Source organism: Streptomyces sp. NRRL F-5630 (genome assembly GCF_000719475.1).
GTDB lineage: Bacteria > Actinomycetota > Actinomycetes > Streptomycetales > Streptomycetaceae > Streptomyces.
The window spans coordinates 12,322-29,294 of sequence record NZ_JOGO01000022.1; the positions used below are offsets into that span (position 1 = coordinate 12,322).

Sequence of the window (16,973 nt, forward strand, 5' to 3'; positions counted from 1 at the left end):
GTTGCGTAATTCCTCGGGCGCGGACAAGCGAGCTGGTCAGGGGCCCGGGGTGGCCTCAGTCACTTAGGGTGACCTCATTAGAGGTGCGTACGCGTCCCGGGTGAGCGGAAAAGCGCAGCTCAGCAAGGGTATGCCGTCGCAGGCCGTCCCCTCGCGGCCCCGGAGGCCCCGTCGGGCACGAAGGGAGCACGCCGCACCCGCTTTGCCCGTTTCGCTCGGGCGTGGCCCCGCGCGCCGCTCCCGTGCCGCGGCTTTCTAGACTTCGCCCATGCGCAGTGACCAGCCGGGCATCCCCCGCCCGTCGTCAGGACCCGAGCCGGCGGCCCCCGTACTCCGGATCGAGGGACTGGTGAAGCGGTACGGGACGAAGACGGCCGTGGACGGGCTGGATCTCGTCGCGGCCCCCGGCGTCACCGCCGTGCTCGGGCCCAACGGGGCGGGCAAGACCACGACGATCGAGACGTGCGAGGGCTACCGGCGCCCCGACGCGGGCCGGGTGCGTGTCCTCGGGCTCGACCCGCTCGCGGACGCGGCCCGGTTGCGTCCCCGCGTCGGCGTGATGCTCCAGTCGGGCGGCGTCTACTCGGGAGCGCGGGCCGAGGAGATGCTGCGCCACATGGCGAAGCTGCACGCGCGGCCGCTCGACGTCCCCGCGCTCATCGAGCGCCTCGGTCTCGCCTCGTGCGGCCGGACGAGTTACCGGCGCCTCTCCGGCGGCCAGCAGCAGCGCCTCGCGCTCGCCATGGCCGTCGTGGGACGCCCCGAGCTGGTCTTCCTCGACGAGCCGACCGCCGGGCTGGACCCGCAGGCCCGCCACGCGACGTGGGACCTGGTCCGCGAGCTGCGCGCCGACGGCGTCTCGGTGATCCTCACGACGCACCACATGGAGGAGGCCGAGCAGCTCTCGGACGAGGTCGCGATCGTCGACAGGGGCAAGGTCGTCGCGCACGGCAGCCCCGAGGAGCTGTGCCGGAGCGGCGCCGAGAACACGCTGCGCTTCACCGGACGGCCGGGACTCGACATGTCCTCGCTGGTCAAGGCGCTGCCGCCGGGCAGCGAGGCGGCCGAGACGGCGCCCGGCACGTACCGCGTCGGGGGCGCCGTGGACCCGCGGTTCCTCGCGACCGTCACCTCGTGGTGCGCGCAGAACGGCGTCATGCCGGAGGGCATCGCCGTGGAGCGGCACACGCTGGAGGACGTCTTCCTCGAACTGACCGGTAAGGAGCTGCGCGCATGAGCGCCGGTACGTACGCACCGCGGCCGGGCGCCGCTCCCGTCGGGCGGATGATCGCGGCGCAGGCGGCGCTGGAGACGAGGATGCTCCTGCGCAACGGCGAACAACTGCTGCTCACCGTGATCATCCCGGCGCTGCTGCTCGTGCTCTTCTCCGCCGTCGATGTCGTGGACACGGGCGACGGCGAGCGCGTCGACTTCCTCGCGCCGGGGGTCCTCGCCCTCGCGGTCATGTCCACGGCCTTCACGGGCCAGGCGATCGCGACGGGCTTCGAGCGCAGGTACGGGGTGCTCAAGCGCCTCGGCGCCTCGCCGCTGCCGCGCTGGGCCCTCATGACGGCGAAGACCCTGTCGGTCCTGGTCACCGAGGTCCTCCAGGTCGTGCTCCTGACCGTCATCGCCTTCGCGCTCGGCTGGTCCCCGCACGGCAACCCGGTCTGGGTCGTGCTGCTCCTGCTCCTCGGCACGGCGGCCTTCTCGGGCCTCGGCCTGCTGATGGCGGGCACCCTGAAGGCCGAGGTGACGCTCGCGGCGGCGAACCTGGTCTTCCTGCTGCTGCTCGTCGCGGGCGGCGTGATCGTGCCCCTCGACAAGTTCCCCGACGCGGTCCGCTCCGTCCTCGAACTCCTCCCGATCGCGGCCCTCTCGGACGGCCTGCGCGAAGTTCTCCGGCACGGCGCGGGAGTGCCGGTGAAGGACCTGCTCGTGCTGGCGGTGTGGACCGTGCTCGGGCTGGGAGCGGCGGGACGCTTCTTCCGCTGGGAGTGAGGGACGGCGCCGGGGCCGCTCGCCGAGCGGCGGGCCTCGGGGCCGGTTCCTGCCGGTCTCGCGGGAGCGGCGGGCCTCGGGGCGCGTCTCCCCCCGGGCCGCCGTGCTCGTCTGACCCCGGCTCCGCGGGGTCTGCCTCCGCGACGGACGCCCCCGCGCGCATCGCCGCCCGCGGCCCTCACCCGGCCGGGACGACCACCAGCCGCTTCGGTGCCCTCCCCGGCTCCGGCAGGCGCAGCGGGCCCGTTCCGGGTGAGAGGCGGCCGAGGACGCGCGGGGCGGCGGAGCCGGTCGCGCCGGGGGCGACGCCCGGGATCTGGTGCCAGCTCAGGAAGGCGAGGAGCGTCATGAGGTACGCCTCCTTGTCCCCGGCGGGCAGCCCGTACGTGTCGCTCGTGGTCAGCGTCGCGGGCGCCAGGTGCGCCCGGAGCCGGTCCAGCAGGGCCGGGTTGCGCACGCCGCCGCCCGAGGCGACCACCTCGCTCGGCGCGTACGGGCGCACCGCGTCGGCGACCGTCACCGCGGTGAGTTCCGTGAGCGTCGCCATCAGGTCCTCGGGGGCCACCTCGGGCAGCCCGGCGAGCCGTCCCGCCACGTACTCCGTCGTGAAGAGTTCGCGCCCGGTCGACTTCGGCGCGGCAAGGCGGTAGTACGGCTCCTCGCGCAGGCGGCCGAGCAGATCCGCGCGGACCGCGCCCGCGCGCGCCATGCGGCCGTCGAGGTCACTCGCGAGCCGTCCCCCGCTCAGGCGCGCGGCCGCCGCGTCGAGCAGGCAGTTCGCCGGGCCGGTGTCGAAGGCGGTCACCGGTTCGCCCGGGGCCCCGACCACGGTGACGTTGGCGATGCCGCCCAGGTTGAGCGCCACGCGCCTCGTCCCGGGCGCGGCGGCGAGCCACAGCGCGTCGAGCGTGCTCGCGAGCGGCGCCCCCTGCCCACCGGCGGCGATGTCCCGGGCGCGGATGTCGGAGACCACGGGCAGCCCGGTCTCCTCGGCGATCCACGCGGGCTGCCCGAGTTGCAGCGTCCCGCGCGCCCGGCCCTCCGGGTCCACCCAGTGGAAGACGGTCTGCCCGTGCGAGCCGACGAGGTCGCCCCCGTACCGCCGCACGACATCGCGGACGACGGCGGCGCTCTCCCGCCCGACGAGCGTGTCCAGCTCGCACACGTCCCCGAGGGAGACGCGCGCCGGGGGCAGGACGGCGAGCAACCGCGCGCGCATCCCGGGGGACCAGGGATGCTCCTCGGCGGCGAGCGGCACGAGAGTGAGGGTCCCGTCCTCCCCCAGGCTCAGCTCGGCGACGGCGACATCGAGCCCGTCCATGGACGTCCCGGACATCAACCCGACAACAATCATCAGTTCTCTCCCACCACCTGTACCGAAGAACAGCCCCTCCGGCGTCCGCGGAGCGGGGGTTCGGGGACAGCGCCTCATCAGCCCCCGGCGCGACGCCGCGCTACCGGCCGCGCAGATGCCTCACGGCGCCGTACGTCCGCGCCAGCGCCGCCGTCGATTCCGCGTACGACTTCTGCGCCACTCCCACGAAAAGGCAGTCCACCACGGCCAGTTGCGCTATCCGGGAGGCGGTCGCCCCCGACCGGAAGGGCATCTCGCGCACCGCCGTCGTGAGCACCAGGTCCGCGCACTCGGCCATCGGCGAGCGCGCGAAGTTCGTCAGCGCGATCGTCGTCGCCCCCCGCTCCCCCGCCGCCTGCAGGGGCTCCAGGGTGTCGACGGTGGAGCCCGTGTGCGAGATCCCGATCGCCACGTCCTCCTCGCCGAGCAGCGCGCTCGCGGTCAGCGCCGCGTGGCCGTCCGTCCAGACGAAGGCCATGTGCCCGATGCGGTGCAGCTTCTGGTGGAGGTCCCCGCCGACGAAACCGCTCGCCCCGAGCCCGAAGATGTCGATGCGCCGCGCCCGCGCCACCGCGTCCACGGCCCGCCCGAGGACGTCGAGATCGAGCTGGGCCCTGGTGTCCTCCAAGGTCCCCGACTCGTTGTAGATGATCTTGTCGACGACTTGGGCGAGCGAGTCCTCCTCGCTGATGTCCCCCTTCGTCGCCCACTGCGAGTCCTTCTTGCGCACGTCCTCGCGCGCGGCGGCCGAGGCGAGCGCGATCCGCAGCTGGGGGTAGTTGCGCAGCCCGATGGCACGGCAGAAGCGCATGACGGTCGTGACGGAGGTGTGCGCCTGGCCCGCGAGGTGCGTCGACGACATGCGCGCGGCGGCGGCGGGATCGTCCAGGACCGCGGCGGCGACGCGCTGTTCGGCGGGCTGGAGCGTCGGCACGGCCGCCCGGATACGTACCAGTACGTCCGCCGCCCGCCCCGCCTGCTCGGCGGACTCCGGGGCGTGCCGGGGCCGTTCGCTCATGGATTCCTCCTGGTGGCTGTGGGGGTCAGCGTAACCGCCTCCATGTCAAAAACTAACGCTCGCATCACATCGACTGTTACTTATTGACGCGCTCGTTACCCCTCTCCATACTTGGCGCATCACCGCAGCTCATATGCGGTCGTTCGAGGGGGCAGCCCCCGGGCACGCCCGGTTTCGGGGGACTTCCCCGTGCCCGTGGCAGACCCGTCCTCACCGGCTTCCGCCAGAGCCCGCCCTCTCGCCGCGTCAAGGGAGACACACCTCGATGAGACTCATACGCACGGCAGGCGTCGCCGCCCTCGCCGCCTCCGCCCTGGTGCTGACCGCCTGCGGGAACGACGGAAGTTCCGGTGGCTCCTCCTCGGACTCGAAGGGCGGCAAGACGCTGACCTGGTGGGTCATGAAGGGCACCAACCCGGACGCCTCGACCTTCTACGCCGCCGCGAAGAAGGAGTTCAAGAAGCGCACGGGCGCGAGCCTCAAGGTCCAGGAGATCCAGTGGGCCGACGCCCACGACCGCCTGGTCCGCGCCTTCGCCTCCGGCGACGGCCCCGACGTGTCCGAGATCGGCACGACGTGGACCCCCGAGTTCGCCGCGGCCGGCGGTCTCACCGACGTCACCGCGAAGCTCGACAAGTCCGGCCTCGGCAAGGACCTCGTTCCGGCGCTCAAGGAATCGGCCACCTACGACGGCAAGCAGTACGGCGTCGGCTGGTACGCGGGCGTGCGGGCCATCGTCTACCGCAAGGACGTCTTCGAGAAGCACAAGCTGTCGGTCCCGAAGAACTGGGACGAGCTGGAGCAGACCGTCAAGACGCTGAAGAAGGAGGAGCCGAAGCTCATGCCGCTGCCCATCGCGGGCGACGCGGCGTACGCGACGGTCCCCTTCGTGTGGGGCGCGGGCGGCGAACTGGCCACCGAGCAGGGCGGCAAGTGGACCGGCGGCCTCGACTCGAAGGAGTCGAAGGCGGGCCTGGACTTCTACACGGGCCTCGCGCTCAAGGACAAGTCCTCCAGCGTCGGCGCCACCACCTGGCGCGAGACCGACGTCCTCGACTCCTTCGTCAAGGGCAAGTCGGCCATGGTGATCCAGGGCAACTGGACCCCGAAGACGGCGATCGCGGGCGACCCCTCACTCAAGGACAAGATCGGCGCCTTCCCGATCCCCGGCAAGGACGGCGGCATCAACCCGGCCGTCCTCGGCGGCTCCAACCTCGCCATCCTCAAGACGAGCAAGAACCAGGACCTCGCCTGGCAGTTCGTCAACATGATGACGACGAGCAAGCTCGCCAAGGACTGGGCCGACCAGGCGGGCTACTTCCCGAGCACCGACTCGGCGCTCAAGCCCTTCGCCGAGAGCACCGACCCGCTCGTCAAGCCCTTCGCCGAGACGATGCTCAAGGCCGGCAAGACCCCGCCGAGCGCCCCGGGCTGGGGCACCGTCGAGGGCAACAAGACCATCCCGCAGATGGTCCAGTCGATCCTGACCGGCACCTCGGTCGACAAGGCCGCCAAGACCGCGTCCGACTCCGTCACCAAGACGCTCCAGGAGAAGTGACGTGGGGAACGTCGCCCTCTCGGGCGCGCGTCCGGCCCAGCCCGCCCCCGCGGCGGAGCTGCCGGGCGCGCGCCCGCCCGCGCCGCGCAGGCCGCAACTGGTGAAGCGGCTGCGCCCCTGGCTGCTGCTCGCCGCGCCGCTCCTCGTCATCGCGATCCTGCTGCTCTACCCGATCATCCGGGTCGTCTACCTGTCCTTCCAGACGTACGGGCTCAAGGAGATCATCTCCGGCAAGCCCCGCTTCGTCGGGTTCGACAACTACCGCGAGGTCCTCGGCGGTTCGTACCTGTGGAAGACGGTCCTGCCCAACACCGTCCTCTTCGCCGTCTTCGCGGTGCTCGGCACGATCGTCCTCGGCACGCTCGTCGCGCTGCTGCTGCAGAACCTCGGCCCCCGGCTGCGCGCCGTCGTCATCGGCTCCTCGCTCGTCGCCTGGGCGATGCCCGCCGTCACCGGGACCTACGTGTGGGTGTGGATCTTCGACCCGGACTCGGGCCTCGTCCGGCGCGTCCTCCAGGACGTCGGCATCCTCGGCCCGGACGGCTTCAACTGGTTCACCGAGCGGCTCTCGTTCTACGGGATCGCCGAGCTGAACGTCATCCACCACGGCTTCCCCTTCATCGCCATCACGCTCTTCGCCGCGCTCACCACGGTGCCGCCGGAGCTGCACGAGGCGGGGCGGCTCGACGGGGCGAGCGCGTGGCAGCGCTTCTGGCACATCACCTTCCCGGTGCTGCGCCCGGCCTTCGCCGTCGTGACGATCCTCTCCACCATCTGGGACTTCAAGGTCTTCACGCAGATCTACCTCATGCCGGGCGGCTCCGGGACCAACCCGGAGATCCTCAACCTCGGCGTGTGGTCGTACATGAAGGCCATCACCCAGAACGAGTACGGGCTCGGCGCGGCGATCGCCGTCCTGCTCACCGCTGTCCTGCTGCTGATCACCGCGGTGTACCTGCGGATGCTGTTCAAGGAGGATGAGCTGCGATGAGCGCTCAGCTCGCCGTCCCGCGGCCCCCGAAGACAGCCGGTCCCGCCGGGGCGAAGGCCCCGGGGCGCGGCTGGGCGAAGACCGGCAAGTACGTGGCGGTCGCCGCCCTGCTGGTCTTCACCCTCTTCCCCGTCTGGTTCATGCTCTCGACGGCCCTCAACGGCCGTGCGAGCTCCGGCACCGACAGCCTCTTCCCGACCCATTTCACCTTCACGCACTTCACGGAGGCCCTGGGCGACGGCGGTTTCGGCACGTTCATGCTGAACTCGGCGCTCGTCACGCTCATCACGGTCGTCGCCTCGGGCCTGCTCGCGCTGCTCGGCGCGGTCGCGATGGCCCGCTTCCGCTTCCGGATGCGCACGACGATCATGGTCCTGATCCTCGTCGTGCAGATGCTCCCCGCCGAGGCCCTGGTCATCCCGCTGTTCCTTCAGATGAAGGACCTCCAGATGCTCAACTCGCTCCTCGGGCTCGCGATCGTCTACACCGCCTTCTCGCTGCCCTTCGCGATCTGGAACCTGCGCGGCTTCGTCGCGGCGGTCCCGGTCGAGGTCGAGGAGGCCGCGTACGTGGACGGCGCCTCGTGGTGGCGGATGTTCCGCTCCGTGCTGCTGCCGCTCGTGACCCCGGGGCTCATCGCGACGAGCGCCTTCGCCTTCGTCATGGCGTGGGAGGAGTTCACCTTCGCGCTGACCTTCATGTCGGACGAGAACAGGATGACCGTGGGGGTGGGCCTGGAGCAGTTCCTCGGCAAGAACACCAACGACTGGGGCGGCCTCATGGCCGCGTCCACGCTCGTGACGATCCCGGTCATGGTCGTCTTCGTGCTCGCCCAGCGCCGGCTGACCTCCGGCCTCGTCTCCGGAGCGGTGAAGTGACCCGGGCCGACCAGGCGGTGCGCCGCCTCGCGCACACCGTCCTCATGCCGGGCTTCGGCGGGACGGGGAGGAGCGGGCCGCCCGCGTGGCTGCTCACCGCGATCGGCGAGGGCCTCGGCTCGGTCTGCTGGTTCGGGCACAACATCACGGGCCGCGCGGAGACGGCCGCGCTCGCGGCGCGCCTGCACGCGGCCGGGGACGTGCTCATCGCCCTCGACGAGGAGGGCGGCGCCGTCACGCGCCTGCACGTCGCCGAGGGCTCCCCGCACGCCGGGGCCGCGAGCCTCGGGCACGCCGACGACCCCGCGCTGACCGCCGCCGTCGCGCGGTCGATCGCGCAGGAGGTACGGGCGTACGGCGCCGACCTCGTCCTCGGCCCCGTCGCCGACGTCAACGCCGACCCGGCCAACCCCGTCATCGGCGTGCGCTCCTACGGCGCGGACCCGCACCTCGTGGGGCGGCACGTCGCCGCGTTCGTCGAGGGCGCGCAGGCCGAGGGCGTCGCCGCGTGCGCCAAGCACTACCCGGGCCACGGCGACACGAGGACCGACACGCACGCGGGACTCGCGGTCGTCGACGTGAGCCCCGAGACCCTGCGCACCCGTGAACTCGTCCCCTTCGCCGCCGCCGTCGCCGCGGGCGCGAAGGCGGTCATGACCGCGCACATCGTCTTCCCCGCCCTCGACGACGTGCCCGCGACCCTGAGCCCGGCCCTCCTGCGCCTGCTGCGCGAGGACCTCGGCTTCACCGGGGTCGTCGTCTCGGACGCGATTGACATGCGCGCCATCAGCCGCACCGTCGGCTTCGCCGAGGGCGTCGTCCGCACGCTCGCGGCCGGTGTCGACCTCGTCTGCCTCGGGAACCCGGGGATGCCGCTCGGCGGTGACGCCGCCGACAGCGACGACGGGGAGCGCGACTTCCGCACGGCGCTCGACGCGGTCCTCGCGGCCGTCGCGGACGGGCGCCTGCCCCGCGCCCGCCTGGAGGAGGCGGCCGCGCGGGTGCGGGACCTGGCGGCGTGGAGCGCCCGGCGCCGCACCGCCCCGGTGGACGAGGCGGTGCTCGCCGCGGGCCACGAGGCGAGCGCGACCGCCGCGCGTCTGGCGCTGAGCGTGCGCGGCGAGGTCGCGGGCTCCCTGCGCGGCCCCGTGCGCCTCGTGGACGCGCGCCGCCGCCGCAACATCGCGAGCGGCTGGCTCGGCGACCACGTCGCCGACACGCTCCTCGCCCGGCTGCCCGGCTCGACGCTCGCGACGGTCTTCGCGCGCGGGGCGGCGACCGAGGGACGCGTCACCGAGGAGGCGGCGGGCGGGCCGACGCTGCCGGACGCCGCCGACGTCGTCCTCGTCGCCACCCCGCACGCCGACCCCGAGCAGGCGAAGGCGCTCGACGCGCTCCTCGACGCCCACCCGGACGCGCTCGTCGTGTGCCTCGGCTGGCCCGCCGGGCCCGACGACCTGCCGCGCGCCCGGCGGATCGTCTTCACGTACGGCGACGCGCGCCCCAACGCCACCGCCCTCGCGGACCTGCTGACGGGCGCGGGAGGACGTACCGGGCCACCCGGGACGCGACCCACGTGAATCCGTGCACAAGCGACCGCCTAGCATGAGCGCCGTGCCGAAAATGACCGCCGCGCACCTCGCCGAGGCCGCGCGCAATCCGCTCGCCTTCATCGCCGCCCGCTACACGCCGCGCCGGCGGACCGTGGAGCGGGCCGCGCTGCTCGCCCTGATGATGACCGTGGTCATCGTCGTGACCGGCGGCGCGGTGCGGCTCACCGGGTCCGGGCTCGGCTGCCCGACCTGGCCGCGGTGCACGGACACCTCGCTCACGACGACCCGCGAGATGGGGGTCCACGGGGTCATCGAGTTCGGCAACCGGATGCTGACTTACGTGCTGTGCGCCGCCGTCGGCTGGGCGATCATCGCCGCGCGCGCGGCGAAGCCGCGCCGCCGCGCGCTCACGCGGCTCGGCTGGGCGCAGTTCTGGCTCGTGATGGGCAACGCGGTCCTCGGCGGGATCGTCGTGCTCGTCGGCCTCAACCCGTACACGGTCGCCGCGCACTTCCTGCTCTCCTCGGCGCTCATCGCGATCGCCGCGCTCATGTGGCAGCGCAGCCGCGAGGGCGACGCGGCTCCGCGCCCGCTCGCCGGGCCCAAGGTCGTCCGCCTCGCGTGGGTCCTCGTCGTCGTGACGGCGCTCCTCATCGCGGTGGGCACCCTCGTCACGGGGACCGGTCCGCACGCGGGCGACTCCAAGGACGTGCCGCGCATGTCCCTGGAGTGGCTCGGCGGCTGGACGGGCACCGCCCGCGTCCACGCGGCCCTCGCCTGGGCCACGTGCCTGCTGACGGCCGCCCTGTGGGGCGTCTTGAAGGCGGTCGACGCGCCCGCGGGGCCGCGCGCCAAGACGGGCGTCCTCTTCCTGGTCCTCATGGCCCAGGGCGCCATCGGCTACGTGCAGTACCTCACGGACCTGCCCGAACTGCTCGTCGGCGCCCACATGCTGGGCTCGACGCTGGTCTGGATCGGCGCTCTGCGCGTCCTCCTCGCCCTGCGCGAACGCCCCCTCGAAGAGCCGGGCGGCGAGCCGCTGCCGCGCCAGGACACGACGGGCACCTCGCAGCTGACGGCGGCGTAGGGCCTGGTCACTCCTCCAGTCCGTAGACCCGCCGGGCGTTCCCCGCCGCGAGCAGCCCCGCGACCCGTTCCCCGTCGCGGGCGCTCCACGCGCCTTCGACGACCCACGCCCCGAGTACGCGCCCCAGCGCCTCACGGAACTGCCGGGCCGCGACGACGTGGAGTTCGGGCAGACCGCGCGCGCCGCTGGAGTAGAGGAGCTTCCCGAAGGGCGCGAGTTCCAGGAACTCCGCGAGGAGCCCGGCGGCCCGTGCCCCCGTGCCGCTGAGCGCGGGTCCCAGGTCCACGTGGACGTGCGCGTGCAGGCCCGCGAGGCGGGCGGCGGGACGGTGGTAGGGGTAGCCGGGGAGCAGGACGAGCGGGGTGCCGAGCCCGGCCGTGGCGGCGGCGAAGGCGGCGAGCGCGCCCGGTTCGGGCGGAGCCTCGCCGGTGTGGAGCTGGAGCGGCCGGCCCGAGGAGAGCGCGAGCCACAGCAGGTGCGCCCCGAGCAGCGGAGGCGGCCCCGCCGCGTCGAGGGGGCCCGCGCTGCCGGGCGGGCGCTGCCGGGCGGCGAGCCAGGCGCCCGCCGCGGCCCCCACCTCGGCGGGAGAGGGCGGCTCGGGGAGCAGCGGGACGCGGCGCAGGGGCGGGGTCACGGAGGCGAAGGCGACGGCGGTCGCGGCGGCGCCGTGCACGGACTCGGCGAGGTGGCGCAGGAAGGACGCGACGCTGCCCGAGGTGTCGGCGGTCTGCTCGGCGAGCTGTTCGAGCCGCACGATCTCGCGGGCGCGCGCGTCGGCGGTCGCCGCGAGCTCGCCCGGCGGGGTGAGGCCCAGGGGCGGCCCGGTGTCCACGAGGTACGTATCCGTGCCGCTGCCGCGCAGCAGGCGCCGCTCCGTCTCCAGCGCCCCCAACTCCCTGCGCCTGGCGAGGTAGTGGGCGGGCGGGCTGTGCGGGGCGAGGCCGAGCAGCGGCGGGCACCAGCGGCGCAGCGCGAAGCCCGTCTGCGTGTCGAAGAAGGTGGTCCCTGCGGCGGGCGCCCCGCCCCCGGGACCGAGCAGGGCCTCGAACGTCCCGAGGCCCAGCTCCTCACGGCGGACACCCTGGCAGTACTGGTCCACCAGCGGCGGCGTTTCGATCATCCGGGCCCCCGGCCACGTCCTGCCCCCCGGACTGTCCGGAGCGGCCGTCTCGGGGTCTAACGCGGCGCGGGCTCCGCGGGTGTCGCCGGACACGTGGTTTTCAGCCGCCCCGCGAACCCGGCCGACGCCCAGCCCCTCGGGCGCGCGGGGAGCGGGGGTCCGGGGCGGAGTCCGGGAGCCCGGGAGGTGGCCTTCTCGCGGACGGGCTCAGCCGCCGACCTGGATTCCCGCCATCCGCTTCCATTCGTACGGTCCCGTCCGCACCTTCGCCGCCAGGTCCCCGTCGAAGGCGTCGTGCAGGGTGATCCCGGCCCGCCCGACCGCGTCCCGCGCGACCGCCGCGTCGTGCGCGAAGAGGTCGCCCCAGCCCCCGTCCTCGCCGACGAGGACGATGCGGGTGCCGCGCTGCCCGACGTAGGCGAGCTGCCCCTCGGCACCGCCGTGGCGGCGGGCGAAGGCGCCGATCTGCTTGGCGAGCCTCGCGGCCCTGCGCTCCCGGCGCGCGGCCCGCCGCTTGTCGGCGGCGCTCGCGGGACTCGCGGGACTCCCGGCGGCGGTGGGCTCGGCGCTCTGCTCGGTGTTGTCTGCCATGCCAGGCATGCTACCCACGAGTAGGCCCCGGTATGACAAGAGGCCCCGCCGTCCGGAGGAGGACGACGGGGCCGAGGCACCGTGGCGCGTACCGCCGTACGCGCGCGGGTTCAGCGCAGGAACGGGTCGATCGCGACGGCGACGAAGAGGATCGACACGTACGTGATCGACCAGTGGAAGAGGCGCATCTCCTTGAGCTTCGCGCCCGTGATCTCGCCCTTGGCGCGGTGGAGGAGCCCGTGTGCCTCCCACAGCCAGTAGCCGCCGGACAGGAGGGCGACGACCGTGTAGAACCAGCCGGTGTAGCCGAGCACCGTGAGCAGGAGCGAGACCCCGACCATGACCCAGCTGTAGAGCACGATCTGCCGGGCGACGACCTTGTTCCCCGCGATGACCGGGAGCATCGGCACGTTGACGCGGGCGTAGTCGTCCTTGACCCGCATCGACAGCGGCCAGTAGTGCGGCGGCGTCCAGAAGAAGATGACGAGGAAGAGGATGACGGCGGCCCAGGAGACCGAGTTCGTCACGGCGGACCAGCCGATGAGGACCGGCATGCAGCCCGCGATCCCGCCCCACACGATGTTCTGCGCGGTGCGGCGCTTGAGGATCATCGTGTAGCCGACGACGTACAGGAGGACCGCGCCGAGCGAGAGGGCGGCCGAGAGCCAGTTGACGAGGAGGCCGAACCACAGCGTGGAGACCACCGCGAGGCCGAGGCCGAAGGCGAGGCCCTCGCGCGGCGAGATGAGCCCCGTGACCAGGGGGCGCTGCGAGGTCCGGTCCATCAGGGCATCGATGTCGCGGTCGTACCACATGTTGAGCGCGTTGGCGCCGCCCGCGGAGAGGTAGCCGCCCAAGCACGTCACGAAGACGAGCCACAGATCGGGCACACCCTGTTCCGCGAGGAACATGACCGGGACGGTCGTGATGAGCAGCAACTCGATGATCCGCGGTTTGGTCAGCGCCACGAAGCCCTTGAGCCGGGCCCCGGTCGGCCGCCGGCCCGTGCTCGTCCCGAGCGCTCCCGCTGGACGGGATTCAACGGCCGTCACGCACACCCCTGACAGAGACTTTTCTCAAGCGAGCCCACAAGAGTGTCCGGATTGGCGCCGGAAAGGGGGGCTCACGCGTACCACGCCACTCTAGACGGCCCCTCTCTTCGCCCCTTCGCGGGGGTCGCTCGTGTTGGGCGCCCCGCGCGCGTGTGCGAGCGGGCTCCCCCGGCGGCGGGGAACGGGTCCCGCCGCACCGTCCGCACGCGTACGGAGCGGCCCCTTCGGTGACGCTCGGTCGCGCTCCGCGAGGCCCGGCGCGGATGAGCGCGGGGGCGCACGTGCGGGCGCTGGAATGAGCGTGCTCCGGCACAGATGTCGCGGTGTGCCACGGAGGCTTTCCGGGCAGGCGGGACAAGGGTTGTGGGCCTTCGGGAGGCGGAACGGGCCCGTCTTCGGCACCCTGGGAATCAGGCGCGGAGACGCGGACGTTTCCAGGGGTAGGCTCGACGCCGTCCGGTGTACGCAAAGTCACCGGCATTCGACATGTGGAGAGGAGCCCTGACTCAGGGTGAGCACCAAGCCGACCACCACAGATTTCGAGTGGACCGAACTGGATCAGCGGGCCGTAGACACCGCGCGTGTACTGGCCGCGGACGCCGTGCAGAAGGTCGGCAACGGCCATCCCGGTACGGCGATGAGCCTGGCCCCGGCCGCGTACACCCTCTTCCAGAAGGTGATGCGGCACGACCCGTCCGACCCGGACTGGACCGGGCGCGACCGATTCGTGCTGTCCGCGGGACATTCCTCGCTCACGCTCTACACGCAGCTCTACCTGGCCGGTTTCGGCCTGGAGCTCGCGGACCTGGAGGCCTTCCGCACCTGGGGCTCGAAGACCCCCGGGCACCCGGAGTACGGGCACACCAAGGGCGTCGAGACGACGACCGGACCGCTCGGCCAGGGCGTCGCCAACGCCGTGGGCATGGCGATGGCCGCGCGCTACGAGCGGGGGCTCTTCGACCCCGAGGCGCCGCGGGGCACCTCCCCGTTCGACCACCACATCTACGCGATCGCCGGGGACGGCTGCCTCCAGGAGGGCATCTCCGCCGAGGCGTCCTCGCTCGCCGGGCACCAGAAGCTCGGCAACCTGATCCTGCTGTGGGACGACAACCACATCTCGATCGAGGGCGACACCGAGACTGCGGTCTCCGAGGAGACCACCAAGCGGTACGAGGCGTACGGCTGGCACGTGCAGCGCGTCGAGCCGAAGGCCGACGGCGACCTGGACCCGGCCGCGCTCTACGCCGCGATCCAGGCGGCGAAGGCCGAGACGGAGCGCCCCTCCTTCATCGCGATGCGCTCGATCATCGCCTGGCCGGCGCCCCACGCGCAGAACACCGAGGCCGCGCACGGCTCGGCGCTCGGCGAGGAGGAGGTCGCCGCGACGAAGCGCGTGCTCGGCTTCGACCCCGAGAAGCACTTCGACGTCGCGGACGAGGTCCTCGCGCACACGCGCCGGGCCCTGGAGCGCGGCAAGGCGCAGCGCGCGGAGTGGGAGAAGAGCTTCGCCGACTGGCGTGCCGCCCACCCCGAGCACGCCGCGCGCTTCGACCGCGTCGCCGCGACCGAGCTGCCCGAGGGCTGGGAGGAGCACCTCCCCGTCTTCGAGACCGGCACCTCGCTCGCCACGCGCGCCGCCTCCGGCAAGGTCCTCCAGGCGCTCGGCCCGGTGATCCCCGAGCTGTGGGGCGGCTCCGCCGACCTCGCGGGCTCGAACAACACGACGATCGACAAGACGTCGTCGTTCCTCCCCGAGGGCAACCCGCTCCCCGAGGCCGACCCGTACGGCCGCACGGTGCACTTCGGCATCCGCGAGCACGCGATGGCCGCCGAGCTGAACGGCATCACGCTGCACGGCAACACGCGCGCCTTCGGCGGAACGTTCCTGACGTTCTCCGACTACATGCGCAACGCGGTCCGCCTGTCCGCGCTCATGACGCTGCCGGTCACCTACGTCTTCACGCACGACTCGATCGGCCTCGGCGAGGACGGCCCGACCCACCAGCCGGTCGAGCACGTCGCCTCGCTGCGCGCCATCCCGGGCCTCCACGTGGTCCGTCCGGCCGACGCGAACGAGACCGCCCTCGCCTGGCGGGAGATCCTGCGCCGCTACACGAAGGTGTACGGCGAGGGCCACCCGCACGCGCTGATCCTCACCCGCCAGGGCGTGCCCACGTACGCGCCGAACGAGGACGCGGCGAAGGGCGGCTACGTGCTGCTCGACGCCGAGGACGCCGAGGGGCGGACGGTCACTCCGGACGTCGTCCTCATCGGCACCGGCTCCGAGGTCCAGCTCGCCGTCGAGGCGCGGGAACTGCTCCGCGCCCAGGGGGTCGCCGCGCGCGTCGTGTCGATGCCCTCGGTCGAGTGGTTCGAGGAGCAGGACGCGGGGTACCGGGAGTCGGTGCTGCCGGCCGCCGTCACGGCGCGGGTCGCGGTCGAGGCCGGTATCGGCCTGACCTGGCACCGCTTCGTGGGCGACGCGGGCCGCATCGTCTCGCTGGAGCACTTCGGTGCCTCGGCGGACGGCAAGCTGCTCTTCCGCGAGTACGGCTTCACCGGCGAGGCGGTCGCCGCCGCCGCGCGGGAATCCCTCGACGCCGCCCGGCGCTGACGCGAACAGACACTCTAAGGAGATGCAATTCCCATGACAGACGCACTCAAGCGCCTCTCCGACGAAGGCGTCGCGATCTGGCTGGACGACCTGTCGCGCAAGCGCATCACGTCCGGCAACCTGAGCGAGCTGATCGACGACCGGCACGTCGTCGGGGTCACGACCAACCCGTCGATCTTCCAGAAGGCGATCTCGCAGGGCGACGGCTACGACACCCAGGTCACCGACCTCGCCGCGCGCCGCGTCACGGTGGAGGAGGCGATCCGCATGATCACCACCGCCGACGTCCGTGACGCCGCCGACGTGCTGCGCCCCGTCTTCGACGCGAGCGGCGGCACCGACGGCCGGGTCTCGATCGAGGTGGACCCGCGGCTCGCCCACAACACCCGGGCCACGGTCGCCGAGGCCAAGCAGCTCGCGTGGCTGGTCGACCGCCCCAACACCTTCATCAAGATCCCGGCGACCGAGGCCGGCCTGCCGGCGATCACCGAGACCATCGGCCGGGGCATCAGCGTCAACGTGACGCTGATCTTCTCCCTGGAGCGCTACCGCCTCGTGATGGACGCCTACCTGGCGGGCCTGGAGAAGGCGAAGGCCGCGGGGCTCGACCTCTCCGAGATCCACTCGGTGGCCTCCTTCTTCGTGTCGCGCGTCGACACCGAGATCGACAAGCGCCTCGACGCGATCGGCACCGACGAGGCCAAGGCCGCCAAGGGCAAGGCCGCCGTCGCCAACGCGCGTCTCGCCTACCAGGCGTACGAGGAGGTCTTCTCCTCCGAGCGCTGGGCCGCCCTCGACAAGGCGCACGCGAACAAGCAGCGTCCGCTGTGGGCCTCGACCGGCGTCAAGGACCCCTCGCTGCCCGACACGCTGTACGTCGACGCGCTCGTCGCGCCGAACACGGTGAACACCATGCCGGAGGCGACCCTGGAGGCCGTGGGCGACCACGGCGAGATCACCGGGAACACAATCGCCGGGTCGTACGAGGAGGCGCAGGCCGTCATCGACGGGCTCGCCACGTTCGGCATCTCGTACGACGAGGTCGTGGAGCTCCTGGAGAGGGAAGGCGTCGACAAGTTCGAGGTCTCCTGGAACGACCTGCTCAAGTCGACCGAGGCGGAGCTCAAGCGCCTCGCCCCCTCGGAGGGCTGATCAC

Annotated in this window: 14 protein-coding genes; 9 read left to right on the top strand and 5 right to left on the bottom strand. The window is 72.8% G+C overall.

What is annotated here, in order from left to right; all coding sequences use genetic code 11:
* Window positions 1–268: 268 nt before the first annotated feature.
* On the top strand, window positions 269–1,237 hold the full coding sequence (locus IF99_RS0113270; RefSeq protein WP_030996643.1) for an ABC transporter ATP-binding protein: 969 nt from the start codon (window positions 269–271) through the stop codon (window positions 1,235–1,237).
* On the top strand, window positions 1,234–2,001 hold the full coding sequence (locus IF99_RS0113275; RefSeq protein ID WP_030996644.1) for an ABC transporter permease: 768 nt from the start codon (window positions 1,234–1,236) through the stop codon (window positions 1,999–2,001). The genes IF99_RS0113270 and IF99_RS0113275 overlap by 4 nt, the downstream gene beginning before the upstream one ends.
* A gap of 178 nt (window positions 2,002–2,179) precedes the next feature.
* Here IF99_RS0113275 and IF99_RS0113280 read toward each other — a convergent pair whose 3' ends face one another.
* The gene (locus tag IF99_RS0113280; RefSeq protein WP_030996645.1) at window positions 2,180–3,355 is read right to left on the bottom strand and encodes an anhydro-N-acetylmuramic acid kinase; all 1,176 of its coding nucleotides are present in this window, start codon (window positions 3,353–3,355) and stop codon (window positions 2,180–2,182) included.
* Between the two features lie 100 nt (window positions 3,356–3,455).
* The gene (locus IF99_RS0113285; protein ID WP_030996646.1) at window positions 3,456–4,373 is read right to left on the bottom strand and encodes a MurR/RpiR family transcriptional regulator; all 918 of its coding nucleotides are present in this window, start codon (window positions 4,371–4,373) and stop codon (window positions 3,456–3,458) included.
* A 265-nt stretch (window positions 4,374–4,638) separates the two neighbouring features.
* Here IF99_RS0113285 and IF99_RS0113290 point away from each other — a divergent pair, with 265 nt between their 5' ends.
* The 5 genes from IF99_RS0113290 to IF99_RS0113310 are packed head-to-tail and all read left to right on the top strand — an operon-like array spanning window position 4,639 to window position 10,440.
* The gene (locus IF99_RS0113290; RefSeq protein ID WP_030996647.1) at window positions 4,639–5,931 is read left to right on the top strand and encodes a sugar ABC transporter substrate-binding protein; all 1,293 of its coding nucleotides are present in this window, start codon (window positions 4,639–4,641) and stop codon (window positions 5,929–5,931) included.
* A gap of 1 nt (window position 5,932) precedes the next feature.
* On the top strand, window positions 5,933–6,922 hold the full coding sequence (locus tag IF99_RS0113295) for a carbohydrate ABC transporter permease (RefSeq protein ID WP_030996648.1): 990 nt from the start codon (window positions 5,933–5,935) through the stop codon (window positions 6,920–6,922).
* Window positions 6,919–7,800 carry a carbohydrate ABC transporter permease gene (locus IF99_RS0113300; protein WP_030996649.1) on the top strand — a complete coding sequence of 294 codons (882 nt, stop codon included), beginning with the start codon at window positions 6,919–6,921 and terminating at the stop codon, window positions 7,798–7,800. The genes IF99_RS0113295 and IF99_RS0113300 overlap by 4 nt, the downstream gene beginning before the upstream one ends.
* Window positions 7,797–9,380 carry a glycoside hydrolase family 3 protein gene (locus IF99_RS0113305; protein ID WP_037826875.1) on the top strand — a complete coding sequence of 528 codons (1,584 nt, stop codon included), beginning with the start codon at window positions 7,797–7,799 and terminating at the stop codon, window positions 9,378–9,380. The genes IF99_RS0113300 and IF99_RS0113305 overlap by 4 nt, the downstream gene beginning before the upstream one ends.
* A gap of 25 nt (window positions 9,381–9,405) precedes the next feature.
* A complete protein-coding gene (locus IF99_RS0113310; RefSeq protein ID WP_030996651.1) occupies window positions 9,406–10,440 on the top strand; it encodes a COX15/CtaA family protein in 1,035 nt (344 codons plus the stop codon).
* Between the two features lie 7 nt (window positions 10,441–10,447).
* On the opposite strand, the gene IF99_RS0113315 is transcribed toward IF99_RS0113310, so the two are convergent.
* The 3 genes from IF99_RS0113315 to IF99_RS0113325 all read right to left on the bottom strand — a co-directional run bounded on the left by IF99_RS0113315 (window position 10,448) and on the right by IF99_RS0113325 (window position 13,203).
* A complete protein-coding gene (locus IF99_RS0113315) occupies window positions 10,448–11,560 on the bottom strand; it encodes an amidohydrolase (protein WP_030996652.1) in 1,113 nt (370 codons plus the stop codon).
* Between the two features lie 207 nt (window positions 11,561–11,767).
* The gene (locus IF99_RS0113320) at window positions 11,768–12,151 is read right to left on the bottom strand and encodes a hypothetical protein (RefSeq protein WP_030996653.1); all 384 of its coding nucleotides are present in this window, start codon (window positions 12,149–12,151) and stop codon (window positions 11,768–11,770) included.
* Between the two features lie 110 nt (window positions 12,152–12,261).
* A complete protein-coding gene (locus tag IF99_RS0113325) occupies window positions 12,262–13,203 on the bottom strand; it encodes a heme o synthase (protein WP_030996654.1) in 942 nt (313 codons plus the stop codon).
* Window positions 13,204–13,714: 511 nt separating this feature from the next.
* On the opposite strand from IF99_RS0113325, the gene tkt reads away from it, so the two are divergent.
* Both tkt and tal read left to right on the top strand, forming a co-directional pair.
* Window positions 13,715–15,817: a transketolase gene (gene tkt / locus IF99_RS0113330; RefSeq protein ID WP_030996655.1), complete on the top strand. Its 2,103-nt coding sequence runs from the start codon at window positions 13,715–13,717 to the stop codon at window positions 15,815–15,817.
* Window positions 15,818–15,850: 33 nt separating this feature from the next.
* On the top strand, window positions 15,851–16,969 hold the full coding sequence (tal, locus tag IF99_RS0113335; protein ID WP_030996656.1) for a transaldolase: 1,119 nt from the start codon (window positions 15,851–15,853) through the stop codon (window positions 16,967–16,969).
* Window positions 16,970–16,973: the final 4 nt, after the last annotated feature.